General features: G+C 29.6%; 22 protein-coding genes and 1 pseudogene. All 23 read left to right on the top strand.

From position 1 onward, the window contains the following. Positions 1-588: 588 nt before the first annotated feature. The 23 genes and pseudogenes from CLU81_RS19210 (at position 589) to CLU81_RS19095 (ending at position 18974) form a co-directional block, all read left to right on the top strand. Positions 589-1848 (top strand): hypothetical protein, encoded by a 1260-nt coding sequence (locus CLU81_RS19210; RefSeq protein ID WP_099711264.1) that lies wholly within the window; start codon positions 589-591, stop codon positions 1846-1848. Between the two features lie 205 nt (positions 1849-2053). Then, positions 2054-2848, top strand: a complete 795-nt coding sequence (locus CLU81_RS19205; RefSeq protein WP_099711263.1) for an alpha-ketoglutarate-dependent dioxygenase AlkB — start codon at positions 2054-2056, stop codon at positions 2846-2848. Between the two features lie 96 nt (positions 2849-2944). Then, positions 2945-3343, top strand: coding sequence for a lipocalin family protein (locus CLU81_RS19200; RefSeq protein ID WP_099711262.1), 399 nt, complete (start codon positions 2945-2947; stop codon positions 3341-3343). Positions 3344-3505: 162 nt separating this feature from the next. Continuing rightward, entirely contained in the window at positions 3506-4630 is a 1125-nt protein-coding gene (locus CLU81_RS19195; protein ID WP_099711261.1) for a T9SS type A sorting domain-containing protein, read from the top strand. 349 nt (positions 4631-4979) lie between these two features. After that, complete coding sequence (locus CLU81_RS19185) at positions 4980-5450, top strand: hypothetical protein (protein ID WP_099711259.1); 471 nt, start codon at positions 4980-4982, stop codon at positions 5448-5450. A 26-nt stretch (positions 5451-5476) separates the two neighbouring features. After that, on the top strand, positions 5477-6397 hold the full coding sequence (locus CLU81_RS19180) for a S9 family peptidase (protein ID WP_099711258.1): 921 nt from the start codon (positions 5477-5479) through the stop codon (positions 6395-6397). Between the two features lie 126 nt (positions 6398-6523). Further along, entirely contained in the window at positions 6524-7594 is a 1071-nt protein-coding gene (locus CLU81_RS19175; protein WP_158235352.1) for a PQQ-binding-like beta-propeller repeat protein, read from the top strand. A gap of 89 nt (positions 7595-7683) precedes the next feature. After that, complete coding sequence (locus CLU81_RS19170; RefSeq protein ID WP_099711256.1) at positions 7684-8115, top strand: hypothetical protein; 432 nt, start codon at positions 7684-7686, stop codon at positions 8113-8115. A 32-nt stretch (positions 8116-8147) separates the two neighbouring features. Beyond that, positions 8148-8624 (top strand): hypothetical protein, encoded by a 477-nt coding sequence (locus tag CLU81_RS19165; protein ID WP_099711255.1) that lies wholly within the window; start codon positions 8148-8150, stop codon positions 8622-8624. 175 nt (positions 8625-8799) lie between these two features. Then, positions 8800-9202: pseudogene (locus CLU81_RS19160) on the top strand (helix-turn-helix domain-containing protein). A 313-nt stretch (positions 9203-9515) separates the two neighbouring features. Beyond that, positions 9516-10307 (top strand): hypothetical protein, encoded by a 792-nt coding sequence (locus tag CLU81_RS19155; protein ID WP_099711254.1) that lies wholly within the window; start codon positions 9516-9518, stop codon positions 10305-10307. A 482-nt stretch (positions 10308-10789) separates the two neighbouring features. Further along, positions 10790-11320 carry a hypothetical protein gene (locus tag CLU81_RS19150; RefSeq protein ID WP_099711253.1) on the top strand — a complete coding sequence of 177 codons (531 nt, stop codon included), beginning with the start codon at positions 10790-10792 and terminating at the stop codon, positions 11318-11320. 203 nt (positions 11321-11523) lie between these two features. Beyond that, the gene (locus CLU81_RS19145) at positions 11524-12426 is read left to right on the top strand and encodes a pentapeptide repeat-containing protein (RefSeq protein ID WP_233209735.1); all 903 of its coding nucleotides are present in this window, start codon (positions 11524-11526) and stop codon (positions 12424-12426) included. Between the two features lie 348 nt (positions 12427-12774). Then, entirely contained in the window at positions 12775-13224 is a 450-nt protein-coding gene (locus CLU81_RS19140) for a hypothetical protein (RefSeq protein WP_099711252.1), read from the top strand. Between the two features lie 81 nt (positions 13225-13305). Continuing rightward, the gene (locus CLU81_RS19135; protein WP_144444529.1) at positions 13306-13656 is read left to right on the top strand and encodes a hypothetical protein; all 351 of its coding nucleotides are present in this window, start codon (positions 13306-13308) and stop codon (positions 13654-13656) included. Between the two features lie 53 nt (positions 13657-13709). Continuing rightward, a complete protein-coding gene (locus CLU81_RS19130) occupies positions 13710-14657 on the top strand; it encodes a tetratricopeptide repeat protein (protein ID WP_099711250.1) in 948 nt (315 codons plus the stop codon). Between the two features lie 97 nt (positions 14658-14754). Beyond that, a complete protein-coding gene (locus CLU81_RS19125) occupies positions 14755-15228 on the top strand; it encodes a DinB family protein (protein ID WP_099711249.1) in 474 nt (157 codons plus the stop codon). A 116-nt stretch (positions 15229-15344) separates the two neighbouring features. Next, the gene (locus CLU81_RS19120) at positions 15345-15704 is read left to right on the top strand and encodes a hypothetical protein (protein WP_099711248.1); all 360 of its coding nucleotides are present in this window, start codon (positions 15345-15347) and stop codon (positions 15702-15704) included. Beyond that, positions 15701-16630 (top strand): hypothetical protein, encoded by a 930-nt coding sequence (locus tag CLU81_RS19115; protein WP_099711247.1) that lies wholly within the window; start codon positions 15701-15703, stop codon positions 16628-16630. The genes CLU81_RS19120 and CLU81_RS19115 overlap by 4 nt, the downstream gene beginning before the upstream one ends. 94 nt (positions 16631-16724) lie before the next feature. Beyond that, complete coding sequence (locus CLU81_RS19110; RefSeq protein ID WP_099711246.1) at positions 16725-17084, top strand: hypothetical protein; 360 nt, start codon at positions 16725-16727, stop codon at positions 17082-17084. Positions 17085-17105: 21 nt separating this feature from the next. Next, positions 17106-17519 (top strand): hypothetical protein, encoded by a 414-nt coding sequence (locus CLU81_RS19105; protein WP_099711245.1) that lies wholly within the window; start codon positions 17106-17108, stop codon positions 17517-17519. Positions 17520-17602: 83 nt separating this feature from the next. After that, positions 17603-18505 carry a PhzF family isomerase gene (locus tag CLU81_RS19100; RefSeq protein ID WP_099711244.1) on the top strand — a complete coding sequence of 301 codons (903 nt, stop codon included), beginning with the start codon at positions 17603-17605 and terminating at the stop codon, positions 18503-18505. Between the two features lie 73 nt (positions 18506-18578). Next, positions 18579-18974 (top strand): VOC family protein, encoded by a 396-nt coding sequence (locus CLU81_RS19095; RefSeq protein WP_099711243.1) that lies wholly within the window; start codon positions 18579-18581, stop codon positions 18972-18974. Positions 18975-19185: the final 211 nt, after the last annotated feature.

The raw sequence follows: 19185 nt of genomic DNA, 5'->3' as shown, positions 1-19185 counted from the left end.
ATAATATGCTGTAATCCCATTCATTTTCTTTGAATGGGATTTTTTTTGTTTTATATTTTATAAGCCTTTCAGGTTGTTTGAAGTTGTAGCCATGCAAAGTAAATAGCCAATATAGAACGCGGATGACACGGATTCGCTTTGCGAAAACGCGGATTAAAACGGATTTTTCTCTATAATCTTGTCATTTCTTAAACAACAAACTTCACTAAAATTTCCTTGATGCAACAAACTCTAATAGTTATAACTTAATATTTTGGGCATCTCCCGCCAAAAAAAGCGTGTCGTCCCGATAGCTATCTGGATTCGGTTATATATTTTATTTCGTTTCTCTTCACAAAAAGCTCAATCCCTGATCCAAAATAGTTTTCATAAGATAAAAGACAGTGTCTTTAATAATTTATAAGAAAAAAAAGAATATTTTAGCTTGACATAAAAAAGCCAATTTATGCCACAAGATCAGCCTAAATAAGACCTATTTAGCAATTTTGTAACACATATACTACTTAGCGACTATTGCTCCGTTAACGAAATATAGCTGACTTAAATCTGGCACTTAATTTAAAAAGCCTCTAATAACCATTATTCATTATGAAGAAAAAAGTATTCGTATATCATGTAATTAGTATGATTCTATTATTAACAACATTTGCGTCTTGTGAAAATAGCAAAGATGAAAATCCTGTTCCCAAAGGGCCGCAAATAACATGTGAATACTTTGGTAATCTTAAGCCTTCTATTCTGGATTACAATGCAAATGGATTAAATATAGGCATAAAAATTGACGCTGATATGCAAATTGATAATGTAAAGAGTTATGAAATTACCTATGGCGTGATAGGAAACGACAAAAAAAGAACCATTCAAAGTTTAAAACCTTTTTCTAATAATCTAAATACAATAATTGCGGATTCACTTGTTTGTGGATTGGAATATGAAATTACGGCCAGCTTTTCTACGAGTAATTCAACTTGTTTATCAACGACTGAATACTTTACTTCTCAAAAATCTTATCCTGCCTCTCCTTGGTGTGCTGGTATTTTTAAAGCAAGTACCGGATATGACAGATCCGCAGGTATTACAATTAATAATAAGCCATTTATTATATTTGGAAACAACTCTTTTTATGGCATAGAAAATCAATCTGTATTGTCCTCAAAACTACCTTTCCCCCTACATGGTAATTCAGGAACGGATTATGCTATTTTTGCAATAGGAAAATATGGCTATTTTAAATCAGACGATTCAGCAAATCTTTATCGTTATGATTCTGACACTGATAATTGGGAAAATCTAGGAAGCACGAATATAGCCGCATACGCAAAATATTATGGTGGTAGTATGAATGGAATTGGTTATTTTTTCGATAATAGAAACTGTTATCAATATGATATCCAGAACAATACTTTTACCAAACTTGCCAATTACCAACAGCAAGAATTTATCAATACCTTTCAGACTAACTCCAATTTATATGTAATTAATAAAGATCTTGAAATTCTTCAGTTTAATTCCTCAAATGGTAATTGGGAGTATCTATCAACCTATCCTGGAAATAAAAGTGAGGATATCGTGAGTTTTGTTTATATGAACAAAGCATATATTGGTCTTAGTCATCGTTATTATAGTCCAAATAAAGTAACAAATTATGATATTTATGAGCTAGATTTGGATACTAAAAACTGGAAACAACTAGCATCTTTTCCATATAAATTTAGTGATGCATGGGGTATTAGTGGTGTAAGTTCACAAAACAATGGTTACATAATTTACAGAGACGAATCATCAGATTTTCCAACATATGTATGGCGCTTTAATCCTTCCGAAATAGTTTACAAGAAAATGCCTTAAAAAGAAAATCGGATTGGTAAAAACTATTAATTCTAAAATCTGGGCGTCTCCCGCCGAAAAAAGCGGGTCGGGCTTTCGGCTATATCTTTTGCTCCGTTTCACTTCACAAAAGGATAACGCCTCAATCCCTGACGCAAAACATCTTCACGAGACAATTTTAACAATTTATAAGAATAAGTAAACATATTTGAAATAAAGAAAAAAAATGGAAGGAATTACATTTGTCCAAAATTTTATCGAAAATCCAAACGAACTATTTGAAAATTTAAAAGTAAATATCAAATGGGACGAAAGAATGACTGCCAGAAAAACGGCAAGTTTTGGAGAAGCATATAACTACTCTCAAATCGAATATCCATACCAGGAATTCTTGCCGGAACTACAAGAAATTAATCAAAAAGTTTCCACAGTAATTGGTTTTGAACCCAACAATTGCCTCATAAACTATTATCTAGACGGAAAATCAAAAATGGGTTATCATTCCGACCAAATCGATATTTTAGAACCACAAACCGGAGTTGCGATTATTTCGGTTGGAGCCGTTAGAACTCTCAAATTTAGAAATATATTAAATCCAGAGTTATTTGAAAGCTTTGAATTAACAGCAGGAAGTTTAATTTATATGACGCAAGAGGTTCAAAAAATTTGGCAACACTCAATTCCACAATCAAATACAGAAGAAGGAAGAATTAGTATAACACTTAGAAAAATGTCAAAAACAATTAAAATTGGAGCCGATGAATTGATTTTATGGTTGCGCAAAAATAATAAAGCAACCGAACTTCCTAATGATGAGATACATGGATTAGGAATAAAAATTCACAATTTAATAGTTAATGAATTGGGAGGAACTAAAAAATTAGAAAACGATCCCACATATTGGTCAAATCTAGATGGGGACAAACATATAGGGAAACACAAATTACCAAAAACATCTGCTCAATATGAAATTGAAATCAAAAAAATTGAGCAATTATATGATAACTTATCTCGTTGGTAAATTATAAAAAACTGATAAACTAATATACGTCTGTCTTAAATCTCCCTCATAAAAAGTTAAAAAAAAATATTATTCTTCCCAAAACAAAACCAACAAATGATCAAATCCAAAATTATTGCCCGTTCATTTTTCTACCTTATTGTAGTTTTATTTTTATCTGCTTATACCGTCGAAATAACTAAGAACCCAATAATCTCAAAAGAAAAAAAACAAAATAATTCAACTGTTTCAGGGATATACGAGTTTCAAACAAGCTGGCTTCAATCAACTGCAAATTTTAAACCCGATGGCACTTTTGAAATGAGCTATACAGTAAGTGGTAAACATGAAACTTCGGGAACCTGGACTATTAAAAAAGATATATTGATCTTAAAAAACGATGATGATTTTCCGGCCAATAAAAAATGGTTGATTAAAGATGATAAACTTTATCCAATATTAAAATCATCAAAAGAATACGATATGAGTTTTTTCTACATTTCAAAAAAAGAATAAGAAACTCTTTATTAACCTCTGTTAGTTGGAAGAAAAGCAATAATTAAATATCAAAAGCAAATTGTAAAATATTTGATAAAAATTAATCTCTCTTTTTAATTTTTTAATACTATTTTTATCACATAAAATCCACTAAAAAGCTATTCAATTATATTCTAAAAAATGAAAAAAACACTTTACTTTCTATTTACTATTATCTTAACTTCCTCCGTTTACAGTCAGAATATTAAAAGTATTACTTACGAAAGTTGGAGCAATAATAATTGGATAAACTCCAGTTATGTTGTAAACAATTATGATAAAAGTGACAAGATCACAGATGATTTAAGTCAACGCTGGGATGAGAGTTCTAGTAACTGGAAAGATTCTAACTCAACAAATTACGAATATAATACCAACAATCTACTAAATAAAATTATTTACAAATCATTGGATAAGACTTCAAATTTATTAACCTTCTCTCAAAGGGCTTCTTTCACTTATAACAATGACAATAAAATAGATGTAGGATTTTATGAAGAATGGAAGAACAACGCTTGGCAAAATTCATTAAAAAACACTTCATCTTATGATTCAAATGGATATCTCATATCTGGTTTAATAGAGCGATGGAATGATAATAATTGGAAAAATGACATAAAGGTCGATTATTCAAATAATTCTGATGGATTATTTACTCAAATAACCCGACAAAGATGGAATGATTCCAGTTCTAAATGGGAAAATTTTTCGCAATCAACTTATACTTATAATAGCTCAAAAAAGGTTTCAGTAGAAACAATGAATATTTGGGAAAATAATAAGTGGATTGAGAAAATAATATTTACAAATTCATACGACGCAAATGTTTTTTTAGTGAATCGTTTACGCCAGGATTGGGATGATGACCTTTCAATATGGATAAATCAGTATCAAAGTAAATATGATAATAATCAAAATGGAACAATACATCAAGAGATTGCAGAAATATGGAATAAATCATCCAATTCATGGGAAAACTTATCCCGTACAACGTATGTGTATGACAAAAATTTAGGAATCGCTGATTTAACTAAATCTCAAATCAAAATCTATCCTAATCCAACAACTGACTTTATAAATGTACATCTTGAAGAATCAAACGATACCAAAGTTTCGATAATTGATGCTCTTGGAAGCGTTATTTTTAAAGAAAATTTTGTTGGAAATGACTTTTCAGTAAACGTAATGAATTTAAACAAAAACGTCTATTTTATAAAGTTAGAGAATGGTGAAAAAACTCAGGTAAAAAAGTTTATTAAAAATTAAAAGGCAAATAATTACTCCAAAATATAAATTCTACAAAGCACAATTATCTTATGATTTTGTGCTTTTTTTAATTCGACAATATTCCTTTCTTGACTTAGAATATTTTGGGCATCTCCCGCCGAAAAAAGCGGGTCGGGCTTTCGGCTATATCTTTTGCTCCGTTCCACTTCACAAAAGGATACCGCCTCTATCCCTGATGCGAAATCATTTTCATAATATAAAAGACAGTCCATTTAATAATTTATCAGAAAAAAATGAATATTTTTAGCTTGACGTAAAAAGTTTAATTTATAACGCATATATAATAGTTTAGGGAATCTCTAAGAAAACCTTACTAAAAATAAAACGCATGAAATATTTGTACTTACTAATCTCCATTTTATTCATAAGCTGTGGTTCTAAAGAAATCCCAAAAGATTTTTCAGTAAAAATTGACTATCCAGGAGAACATTATAATTCTAAAACAGGTGTTTATACTAGAAAATATAATTTTAAAGAAAAAAGTGTAAAAATACTTTTGTCGCCAAAACAAAAGTTGAAACTCTATAATATTTACACCGAAATTAATTTTCTGTCTTTTCCAACCGAATTTGAATGTGATGAATCAAAACCTGGTGGACCAATTCCTAGTTTTTGGTTTGAAGTTGAAATTACTGCAAACGGAATAATTAAATCTTCGGGTACAAACACACATTGTGATTATAAAATAGAAATGGAAAAAGAAAAGGAATTAAGACTCTTTTTCTCCGAAATAAAAAAGATAGTTCAAGAAGATAAAGCCTATAAATCTTTGCCAGAATCAGATAGAATAAGCCTATAAAACTAATTACAACGAATTTAAAAAAAATGAAAACTAAAAATAAATTGACAATTTTTAAAAACATTCTAAAAACAAAAAAAATAGGCAAGTATTCTCTCTTAATGCTTTTTTTTATTTCTAGTTATGCATCAGCAATTCCACCAAACTTTACTGCTAAAGAAACAAAATTTGTTAGTGAAGGAGTTTTACTTTCCGGAACTATTTTTACACCAAACAACATACAAGGAGCCGTTGTGATTGTTCATGGATCTGGGCAAGAAAAAAGAATGACAGAATTTGCTACAAACCTAGCCAATAATGGAATTGCAGTTTTAACGTATGATAAACGCGGAGTTGGAGAATCTGGTGGTATATATGCCGGACCTGAAGTAGGAACTAACAATGTTGATTTCGCAAACCTAAATCTTTTGTCTCTGGATGCTAGCGCTGCCGTAAATACTTTATCTAAATCTTTGTCAAACAAAACACCAATAGGTTTAATAGGCGGTAGTCAAGCCGGATGGATAATTCCGTTGACTGCAGAGAAAAATAAGAAAGTCAAATTTATGACTATATTTAGTGGAGCACTTATAACGGTTAAAGAACAATTAAGATTCCAATTTTATACAAATGGTGATAAAAAGTTTTGGGAGACGCACTCAGAAGAAGAGGCAAGAAAACATATATTCAATGACCCGGATAAATATGAGTTTATTGATACAAATCCCAATGATATTCTTTCTAAATTATCAATTCCAGGATTCTGGATTTTTGGAGGCAAAGACATTCAGGTTCCTGTGAATCTATCCATAGAAAACCTTGATATATTAAAGTCTAAAGGAAAAAATTATGAACATAAATTGTTTCCAAACTTGGGGCATAATACAGCATTTTCAGACTCCCAAGAACCAATGAATGATGCAATCAATTGGATAAAAAATATAGCCAAACTAAAGAATAAAAAGTAAAATTTTGTATTTCCTATGATTTGCTTCGCCTGTTCGGAATCGCTCGGTAAGCATCTCATAAAATCAATTATAGAGCATTTTGTTCTTAAAATCAAATCAAAATTTCTAGTGAATAAAAATCTGAAAATGAAAATAACAAAAATTATAATCTTTACTTTTTTATTTTCTCTTTTAAGTTGTAAAAACGACAATAAAAATGCAATTGGTGACAATCAGAAATATGTAAAATTACTTTGGAGAAATAAACAGTTTGAATGGATATCAACTTCATTAGTTGTTAAAAACAAAATATTGTATTTCGGAAATTTAAATCGCGATTTTTATGCTGTAAATTTAGAAAATGCAAAAGTAAATTTAAAAATAAAGACCGATTACAATCCTTTAAAAAAACCATTGATATATGACCAAAATTTACTTTTAACAGAATACAGCAATGATTTAATCCATCTTGATAAAACCGGCAAGTTAAAATGGAAAATAAATGGTGAAACAAATTTAAGAAATGATTTAGCTGAAGATGAAAGTTATATTTATGGTTCAGTTCTGGGAAATGGATTTAGCAAACTAAACAAATCAGACGCAAAAGTAATTTGGTTTTTACCTAAAAATTCAATTATTACAGAAACAAATAAACCTGCATTTTTTAAAAATAATATTTATTTAGGTTTATCAGAACATACCTCTAACCTATTAGCCATCAATAACGAAAACGGGAAAATTATTTGGAAAAATGAATACAAAAATTTCTCAAAAATAATACAAGTTAAAACAGAAAAAGGGCTTTTAGTTTGTCTCAACAAGGATTTTAAAAACGGACAAATTTCGATGCTAAATTATAAAAGTGGAAATGAAATTTGGTCAAAATCTTTAAATTGTGATTTGTATTATGAACCTTGCATCATAAACGGAAACATCATTTTAAGTACTTATAACAACAAAGTAATTTCTTTAAATATTGAAAATGGAAAAACAAATTGGACATTAGATTTAAAAAAAGATGCAGCAGAAACTACTATTGCAAACTTTAAAGAAAATATATATTTTGGAACTATAAACCGAAATCTATATTCGGTAAATTTTAAAACTGGAAAAACAAATTTCATGCAACCCTTTAATTATGGAATATTAAACCCAATTATTGAAGATAATACAATCTATTTTCCAACAGGCGGAAGTGAGATATGGCTGCTTAAATAAAAAGTCTAATTTCAAAAAGAACACTAAAACAAGTACAGAGTCAAGGGATTTTGCATGACAATTATAAATAATAGAAAGCAAAGATAAATATGTTAGGAAATTGGAACGGTTACTATAAGTTTGAAAATGAAAAAATACAAAAAGCAATGGGTTTCGAAAAAACTAATTTTGACATTGTAATTGAAAAATTTGATGGCATTAATTTTAACGGAATTGTAAATGATGATGTAAAAACCGGTGGAATGGAAGAAACTGGAAGAGTTATAGGGAAAATTGTAAAAAACAAAGTTTCGTTCAAAAAGCTAATGCCAAAACGTATTCAGATATATTCGAATGGAGAAAGAATAAGTCTCGAAGGAAAACATCCTACATTATATTATTCCGGAACTTTATCTGACAATAAAACTGAAATTATTGGAACCTGGAAATTTAAACGAAAATTTGCTTTCTTATTTGGTATTATCCCTATTATTTATCGTCCCGGAAATGGAAGTTGGAAAATGGAATTAAATACTATTTAAAAGAGTAAATACAAATCGATTAAAAAATTAAAATGAACTTCGAAGTACTTGATATAAGAAGAGTAGACACTACGGGAAATTTCAAATTAAACGAAGATTATATTCTATCTTATGATCATTCTGATGGTTGGAGCGAACGATTGTTAAGTTTAGGAATCTATATTGATTTGATTTTTGAGTGTAAAATTAACATACGTTTTTACACAAGAAATCGAGATCAATTTGAAAAACAATTTGAATGCGAAATACCTTCTGAGATTAAAAATATAATTTCAGAAATAGTAAATCTGGATCTTTTAACTTTAAAATATCATTATGCAGATATCTTTATGGAAGATATGAGTAGCCAGCATTATGTTATTAATCATTCTGGCAAATCACACAATATTGGAATTGGAACTTTGCTAAAAAGCCCACAACCTGAAAACCCATCCGAAAAATTGTTTTTCACTTTAATAGAACTTTTCGAAAAATGGCGAGAAAAAATTTATCAGGAATGTTCACGATAATTCAAATTATTTTGCGCTATGACGGCTAAAAAAATAGAACATATATTTATTTCTGTAGGAAAAAACGTATTTTTACTAAATTCAAAACACAACCCCAAAAAACTGTATTCTATCCAAAAAAACATGTTTTTTACCAACAGCAATTTTTCTAAAGATTTTTAAATACCTTTGAATTATGAGCACAGCAGCAAAACCAAAACATATTGGCAGAAACATAAGCCGAATCAGAGAACTTCGAGGAATGAAACAAGAAGCACTTGCACAAGCGATTGGTTCAAACCAACAAGCAATTTCGGGAATTGAAGGAAGCAGAAGTTGATCCTAAAAAACTTGTAGAAATTGCAAAAGCACTTGGTGTTACGGTTGAAGCACTTGAAAATTTTTCGGAAGAATCTGTTTTTAATTATTTCAATACTTATTACGACACAAAAGATAGCGTAATTAATGCTGGTAATCAATGTTCTGCTAATAATTGCACATTCAATCCTCTTGATAAAGTTGTTGAACTTTACGAACGTTTGGTTCAGGTTGAAAAAGAGAAAAACGAGTATTTAGAAAACTTACTAAAAGGCAAATAATTACTCCAAAATATAAATTCAACAAAGCACAACTATCTTATGATTTTGTGCTTTTTTTGTTTCGATAATATTCCTTTCTTGACTTAGAATATTTTGGGCATCTCCCGCCGAAAAAAGCGGGTCGGGCTTTCGGCTATATCTTTTGTTCCGTTCCACTTCACAAAAGGATAACGCCTCTATCCCTGATGCGAGACCGTTTTGGTAAAAAGAAAACCTATTTTAAAAATTTATTAGAGTATTATTTTTATATTTTAGCTAAACTAAAATCTGCCTTTCACACATAATAAAGTTAAGAAAACACATTTCGATAATAATGTTTAAAAAAACTATTATAATTCTTCTTCTATGTTTTACAGGAATATGTATTGGACAAGAATTCCCTGAAAAAGATAAAAAATACGATGTTGATATATTTGAATTTTTAATGAAATCTGTCGAAAAAGATTCTGTTTCATTAGAAACATTTTTGATTAACAGCAAACCATTTTCAAAATGGGATATCAGACCATTAAAAAGAGAAAACGTTTGGGCTTTAGATACTTTTCATAATGCAAGCGAAGTACCCAACTTTATCTTTGGGGCATTCTGTAATCAATATCAAATACCTCAAAAAACGGCAATGAATATGCCTAATCAATTTTTAGAAAAAGGGCGCGACAAGAAAGACTTTTTAGAGAATTATTTAAATGAAAACTTGAAAAAATTCGAGAAACTTACACAACTTATTTCCGGAAATAAAAGTGATATTTTCACATCTTACGGAAGAATTCAAAGAATCGATAATTTATATAAAGAAAAAGAACTGTATTGGAAATATACAATACCCGAAGATTCCCCTTTTCCTATGTCAAATAAAATTGAAAATAACGTAAAAGATAGTTTTTCAAAAGAACAAATCAAGATTCTTACTTCACTTCAAGAGTTAAATATTTATTCTGCTGTAAAAACAAAAAAAGGAATTTTCTATCTTTTCGATGGACTTACAGATAATTCATATGGCTTCTATTTCAATTCAAAAGAAGAAATGGAAACAGATAATTTTCTTTTTCAGATTCTACGTTTTGAGAAGATTAACAAAAATTATTTTTACTATATCGCAAATTGATTTGTATCATAAATACTAAAAAATTATTGGACATTAAAAAAATATACCGCAGATTCTTTTATCTTAATACTGGCACACGCAAAGGGCATAAACCTACAATTGTACTTTCTAGTCATCAAGCATTTTTTGTATTAGCAATTTGTGCAATTTTAAAGAAAATCTTATTTCCTACTTTACACATTAACCCTCTTGTTTACGTTCCGTTTTTTATGATACTTGGTTTAACAATTGAGTATTTCAATCGCAAAATACATAAAAGGCATTGCAATGTTTTTACTGCAGAATGGAAAAATGAAACAAGAATAAATAGAATTAAATACCGAATTTGTAATGTAGCTTTTATAATTCTTGTATTCTCGACTTGTATTTATATTTTAAAATATTTGTATAATAGATCTTAATCAAATGAACATTAAAAAATAATTTCCTTGCGTTAGTGAAAATAAAATTACAATCTTAGCAAGACTATAAAATAAATTAATATGAAAAAAACACTTCTTATTCTTATCTCTATTTTGGCAATAAGTTGCAGCAAAGACGAAACTAATACACAAACTGATAAGACTTCGATGAGTTTAGTGACCGGATTAAATTTAAGACAAACCTCAGACGATCCGGGATTACAACTTGGAAACCCAAATGTTTTAGTAAATAACAAGTTTTTAATTTATCCCAATCCTGCAAACGAATCAGTCAACATTTTAGCAAAAGAAACTGTTACAGATGTTTGGTTTGTAGCCGCAAATCCGGAAAAAATTCATCAGGAAGTAAACTTCAGCACTATTTTGAATAAAAATTTATACAGCGAACAATCCATTATTTCGTATTCAAAACTTTCTCTTAACGAAAAATCTTCAAGCAATTTCAACATGAATATAAGTACACTTCCAAAAGGATATTATAAAATATTCGTGAAAATTGGAGGAGTAATCTATTGGGATAATTTATATAAATATGAAAATCAAGACGACAACGAAGAACATTTTAATACTATAAATAATTTTTGGAAATAATTATCTCCAACTTCAAATACTATTGAAAAATCCAGAATCTTAAAACATAAAATGAATTCAAGGTTTACAAAAAGGTCAAAAACAACCACAGGTTGTCAATAACAACTATAAGTAGCGTAATAACAACTATTGGTAGCGGACTTTATTTGCAAACAGGCAATGCGGGAATATAGCTTTGCAGTATCAAACAAATAAAAATAATTATGATGCTAAATTCAAAATCAGTAGGCGATAAAATTGCTGCAGCCAGAAAGAAAAATAACCTTTCACAAGCAGATCTTGCACAACAAGTGTCAATTAGTTCTCAAGCAGTTGGAAAATGGGAAAGAGGCGAATCAATGCCGGACATTTCTACATTAAACCGAATTGCAGAAATTCTTGGTGTGGACTTAAACTATTTTTCAGAAACATTTAAATCTAATGTTTCAGAAAGTCAATTTGAAACGAACAAAAAGGAATCTCCAGAAACTCCGGCAACAAAACCTGAGACTACTTTAGGTTTAAGTTGGAATATGTCATCAGGAAACTGGGTTGACGCAGATTTTTCAGGACTAAGTAATCTTAAAGACAAATTCAGTACTTCAAATATGAAGAACTGTAAATTAATTGGTTCTGATTTGTCGAACTTAACACTTAAATCCAACAATATTTTAGGTTGCGATTTTTCTAATTCAGATTTAAGAAACAGTAAGATTCAGACTTCTAACTTAGACAACAATCAGTTTATTGAATGTTTACTGATAGATACTGAATTTTCATCCAGTGAAATTAAAAACTGTGATTTTTCAAAGGCGAATTTTTCAGGAGTTGAATTAAGAACATCAGAACTTAAAAAATGTATTATAGAAAATGCAGTTTGGAATCTATCAGCATTTAAATTATCACATATTTCTGATGTGGTTTTTAATGGTACAATAGACGAATGTTCTTTTGAAAACTGCTCATTCACAAAAGTCACTTTTAAGAACGCAACAATTACAAATACTTTTTTTAAAGGCAAAAAGCTAAAAGGTATTCAATTTATTGACTGTCAAGCTGACCGAATAACCTATGAATTTCTTAAAAACGGAAAAGCTGATTTAACGGGACTAACTTTATTAGCATAGTTTCAATCCCGAGCAATTATACCGCTCGCGAATAATATCATTAAATTAAGCTTTTAGAAGATAAAATCCGTTTTTTATCAGCGTTTTCGCTTTAGCGAATCAGTAAAATCAGCGTCTAATTTTGACGCGGATAAAACAGATTTACTTTGTAAAAACGCAGATAAAAACGGATTTTTCTAATTACTTTCTTGATTAAACTGTTAAGTAATTTTGTAGATTTCCCCTTAACTTAATGACATTTCGTTCCAGCAAGTTTATTAATATTTTTTTTATTCTTCAATAAAAAAACAAACGCAACAAACTCAAATAAAAAAACTATTTTAGCTTGGTAAACTAAAACCAAAAACAATGAAAATTACGATTCCCCTGTCGGTATTATTCCTGTTACTTTCTACCAATTTATTCAGCCAGACAATTGCTGATTTAAAACTAAAAGCCAAAGAAATTCCAAAAACCTATACCAATAGCGACGGTCACAATTGTATTACTCCTCAGGCTTGCACATTTTATAATGACATTGCAACTTACAGCAACATTGTTGGAGTTGTAAAAAGCAAAGAAATTCAAAGTTTCAAAAGCAAAAAAGATAGTGGTTCTATCATGTATTTTGAATTCGAAAACAGATTCAAAGGCGACAGATTTCTACAAGGATTACTTTGGGGAAAAGACGGTCAGCCAACTGATGAGCATCCGGAAGAATATCTTGCAAAAGGAAAATTTCTGATCATTTGGAGTTTTCATCCCGATAGCGTGATCAGAGAAAAATCTGAAGCCAAAATAGAGGCACTTTTGCAATAAGAACCAAAGTATCATCATAACTAAATGGTAAACATCTACAAAATAAGCCTCTACATTTACAGAGCAATATTAATCTTAATTTTGCCACTATTTTTATTTGCTAAACTTATGGTTGGTGCGGCTGGACATAATCCTGAAAGTAAAATTAGCGATTATGCATTTATAGGATTTGCAATTCTTACCGCAATTTTATTAACCATTTTAAACAAAAATTATCAATCAAAATCAAAACTTGTAAATACTTTGCGTATTACAATTATCAGTTTGGTTTTCGTAAGTATTATTTTTCTGTTTTATGGATTGTATGATTTTACAATACAATATCTCAACCATAATTTTGATTTTGAAGATAATATTCCTGTTGCTATTCTTTTAGTATTAATTTCATTGAGCGCAACACTTTTAATTGGGTTAATAAAAAACAAAATATAAAATTCGCTATAATTAATTTATAAAGACCTTCTACTTATAACAGAATCAAACAAATGAAACAACTAGCTTCTATTTTAATACTACTTTTTCTTAGCTGTCATTTTTTAAATGCTCAGAAAATAAAACAAAAACAAGAGTTTGTAAAAAGCTCAGGTCCTATAGAAGGCAAAAACATTATGGACTTTGAAATTAATGCTACTATTGATACCACTATTATCTCTAAAGAAACGTATTCAATTATAAAAGAAATCTTCCCTTTAGTCGAAAAAGAACAAGATAAGGAAGCCTTAAATTTAGTTAACTCAATTGATGAAAAAGATTTAGAAACAAACCAGTTATTAGTAGTAAAAGCTATACTTGAAATGAAATTAGACGAATTATCAAATTCCTATAATTCTTTTTCGAAATACATTCCACTGGCAAAAAACGATTCCATTAGAAGTTCGGTTTATTATTCATTAGGAATGATTGATATTAAAAGACATTTACAAATTAGCGCTTCTCATAATTTCGAAAAATCATTAGAATTAGACAATAGAAATCTTTCTACAATTATCGCTTTAGAACAATTAAATTTTGCAAAAAAAGATTTTGACACAGCCATATTCTATTGCGAAAAAGCCCTTAAAATAAATCCCAATTTAAATAATGTTTGGAATAATTTGGGTTTTATATATCAACAAAAAGAGAATCATAAAGAAGCTCAAAAAATATTCAGCAAAATTATAAAAGATGAGCCTGAAGATCCTTTACCGTACAACAATCGAGGTTATTCGAACCTAAAGCTGGGCTTTACAAAACAAGCTATGGAAGACGTAAATAAATCGTTAAAACTTTTTCCTGAAAATTCATACGCTTACAGAAACAGAGCTTTGATTTACTTAAATTTAAAAGATGCTAAAAAAGCCTGTCTTGATATTGAAACCGCTTTTAAACTAGGATATCGTGAAAAATATGGTTCTGATTTGGATTTAATTCAATCTGAGAATTGTAAAAATTAATTATATTTAGCTGACGTTTTTCATCCGCATAATGTGATCAAAGAAAAATCTGAAGCCAAACTAGACACAATTTTACAATAAAAAACTAACCGAAAAAATGAACAGACAAGGCGCAGTTGGAGCATTGCTTGACATATATGAGCAGACAATTTCAGATCTTAAAAATGTCATTAAAGATATATCTGATAATGATTTAACAAAGATCTTAGACAAAAAAACAACAAACGAAGATTGTAGATCCATACAAACAATTCTAACTCACGTTGTTAGTTCCGGTTATAGTTATGCTATAAGCATTCATAACTATAAAGAAAATAATGTTGAACGACCTGAAAAGATTCTTCGTTTGACTATTGCCGAATATTTAAATGACTTAACGGATGTTTTTGCCTTTACCGAAAATGTTTTCAAAGAAATTAAAGACGATGAATTAGAACAACCAGTCAATTCACTAAAAATGCAAACTAGTTGGGGACAATGCTACGATATTGAGCAAATTACAGAACACGCCATTGTTCATATCCTTCGACACAAGCGACAAATAGAAAGAATGAAACGCGATAAATTGTAGTAAAATTTCTTCGCTTGACGCTGGGATTAGAACAACCAAAAAACATTTTTAAAATCTATCCTAATCCTAGCTTCATTTTTAATTTGTAATTTCGTTAAACCAAAATAAATTTCAAAATGAAACTACAAATACGAATTCTACTTTACTCTCTATTATTTTTTACCTATAGTTTTTCAACTTCCCCTTTACTTGCATTAGGCGAAAAACTAAAAGACCATAGATTTATAACTTTAGGCTGCGGTTTTTTAGTCATAAATATTATTTTCTCGCTTTTTGTATTAAAATGGAAACCTTTATTAAGCATAATTTGTTCTATTGTAATTACCGTTTTGTCCCTATTTCTGGCTTTGAGATTTGGGGATTTACATCTATTTACAAAATATGACGAATATGGCATTAAAACAGCATTGATGGCAAATGCTATTTTTCCGATTATCTTTTGGGAGATTGTTTATCAAATCAAAGCAAGACGATGAAGAATGGTTTAGAAAAATTACAAAAACTATTTGTTATTATATTTCTTTTAGCCACTTCATTCATTTACTCACAAAATCTATGTGCTGATCTTAAATATAAAGACTATTATTTTAATGAAAAAAACACTTTTAAAAATGGAGCTATTAAGTTGTTTTCAGATAAAAATGGAAAACGTTTTGATGCAATAAATAAACTCATTTTAAAAAATAGTGAATACATTTTAGAGCTAAATCTTAAGAACAACAGCATAAGCTTTCATAAACCAGATTCTCTTTTTGACAATTCTGAAGAAAATAAAACATTCCAAAACTGGGTTGATCATCTTGATCTTTCGAAAATTTTCACTTTGAATTCCGAATCAAAATTGCGTCAAAAATTGTCTGAGGAAAAGCAACTTAGTAATGAATGGGGACAACTTTCGACAACAGTTTTCTGCTTAGATAAAATTCTGGTTTATCATATTCAACTAAATGACGGCAGAGATAAAGGTTCTCCTTATGATGAATTTTTAAATATCGATTTAAACAAAACGGAATTAGTCGATTTCAATTCCTTAATAACAGCCAATCAACAAGATGCTTTCAATAAAGCTGTTTTAACTTATACCAACAATCATAAAAAAGAAATCGTAAATAATTATAAAGAAATATTATCTAACGGATTTGGTGATTTGTTATATACTTATCAGCTTGCTTTTGAAAAACCTAATTATGATTATCATAAAATAAATTGCAAAATTAATTCTTCTAATTTTTCTCATTTTAGTACCAAAGGCATAGTTTTCGAAGTCAATGTTTTGGATAAAAATAAGAACGAAGAAAACGAACCAATTGGTGAATATGTTTCTAAAATAACAATTCCGTACAAGGAACTTACACCGTATTTTGATAAAAAGAATAATCTGTATTCAAGTATCAATAAATAAAATTTAATGGTTAAAAGAAGCAAATTACCCAATAAATACGGCTTTTTTTGATTATCTTTTCGGGCATAATTTATCCCGTGAAAACTAGAAAAAAATGAAATTACAAAACCGATTTTTTGCTTACATAATACTTCTTGTAGTATATTATTTTTCAACTATACTTTTAATGTCAGTAGATAGTGAATTAAAAATCAATCATTTATTTATCACTTTAGGTTTTGGATTCACGATAATAAATCTTGTTTACTCCTTTTTCATCTTAAAATGGACACCATTATTCAATATCGGATATTCTATTATTATTGCCGCAGTTAGTTTGGTATTAGCCTTAAAATTTGGAGATTTACATCTATTTTCCCAATACGATCCTTACGATATCGAAACATGCATAATAGCAAATGCTATTTTTTCGGTTGTGTTTTGGGAAGTTGCTTATCAAACCAAAAAAATCTAAATATCTTCACAAAACAATAAAATGAACATCTACATATTTGGAAACGGAAACATCAGTTTCACCGATTTTAAAAAACATTACGAAAGTGTCATTAATAAATATATTGACGACAAAAACGTAAACTTTTTACTTTGTGACTTTAGAGGCGTTGATGTCCTGGCCATGGAAGTCCTAAAATGTAATGCTGCAAATGTTTCGGTTTATCATATTGGCGAAAATCCAAGATATATAGCTGATAAATTCAGAACAAAAGTTAGCAGCTGGAAAGTAATTGGAGGTTTTGAAAATGATGAACAAAGAGATTCTGAGGTTGTAAAAAATTGTACACATTTTATTGCGATCGATTTTAATTCTGATTCTAATCGAAAAAGCGGAACTCAAAAAAACATTGAACTTTGCGAGAAATTAGGCAAAATTAGATTAACCGAAGAATAACAATCTTAATCGTTTTAATTTGAGATTACATTTAGTAAAATGCTCAATTATTTTACTTTAATCTCAGCTAAAATTCTAATATCATGAAACAACTTATCATATATCAAATAGATTCTTTTACAAAAGAAAAATTTAAAGGAAATCCTGCCGGAGTAGTTGTCAACGCAGATGGATTGCAGGATTCTGAAATGCAGCAAATCGCAAGAGAATTAAACAACTCCGAAACTGCCTTTCTTTTCTCGCCAGATAGTAATGATTGCGATGGCGTAATACGATATTTTACTCCAAGTATAGAAGTTCCTATTTGTGGTCACGCTACAATTGCCGCAATGTATGCCAAAGCTCTCGAAGATAATTTGGATTCTTGCGTATTGAGAATGAAAACTAAAATTGGTATTCTGCCTTTTGAGATCATCAAAGAAAATGACGATTATCAGGTTGTAATGACGCAAGGAAGTTTTGAGCTTAGTCCAACATTTGACGACGATACTACTAAAAAAATGATCAACGCATTAGGACTTGATGCTGATGATATTGATACAAAATGTCCAATCCAAATTGCTTCGACAGGACATTCAAAAGTCATGATTGGAATTAAAAGCCGAGAAAAACTTAATGCTTTGTCTCCAAAATACAGCGATTTAGCCGAATTAAGCAAACACATTAATTGCAATGGTTATTTTGTTTTTACATTCGATTCTGATAATAGAGATATCCTGACTTACGGCAGAATGTTTGCTCCAGCAATTGGCATAAATGAAGATCCTGTTACCGGAAATGCAAACGGACCTTTGGGCGGTTATTTAGTCGAAAACAATATCGTTCCTATTAAAGATAACAAACTTGAATTCAACGGAAGACAAGGCGAAAAAATAAACCGACTTGGTACAATATCAGTTAAAGTTTTGGTTGAAAATGATAAACCTGTATTAATTCAAATAAAAGGTGACGCCGTTGTTGTATTTAAAACCGTAATAGAAATTTAAAATTTCATACTTTTATAAGATGCTTATTTATTAATAATCGGAATTGAATTCTAATTTTTTAAAAGTGAATCTTATGGAAACGAAAAGAATATGGGCAAATTTTGGTGTAGAAAACTTAGACAGAACAACCAAGTTCTATACTGATTTAGGATTTAAACCAAACGGACATAATACAAACAATGAGTTACGAAGTTTTCTTTTTGGTGACGACGACTTCATCATTCATTTTTTTGTAAAAGAGCAATTTAAATGGGCTGTTAATGGCGAAATGGCAGATTTAAATATTGGAAATGAAATTATATTTTCGCTTTCTGCGGAAAGCAAAGAGGAAGTTGACCAATGGGTTACAGCTGTTAAAAATGCCGGAGGAAAGATTTTTGCCGAACCTCAAGAATATGGAAAAGGATATTTCTTTGGCTTTTCTGATCCGGATGGTCATAAGTTTAATTTTCTGTATTGGCCAAAATAGAATTAAATACTGAAAGACGCACTGCTTGTCAAATACGAATAGACGCACTGCTGTGCGTCTCTACATTAATTATGAAAAACAATATTTCTAATCTAGCCCCGATAGAGCCGATATCCTCGTAATGAAATGGAGAGATAAAGGCGAAAGCGGGACTAAAGGTGATTATGAAAACAAAAACTTCTGCTCCTTAAATTTAAAAATTACATTATTT

It is taken from the genome of Flavobacterium sp. 9, from assembly GCF_002754195.1.
Lineage (GTDB): Bacteria > Bacteroidota > Bacteroidia > Flavobacteriales > Flavobacteriaceae > Flavobacterium.
The sequence above is the reverse complement of the archived record's forward strand: the minus strand, read 5'-3'. Positions and strand labels throughout refer to the sequence as shown.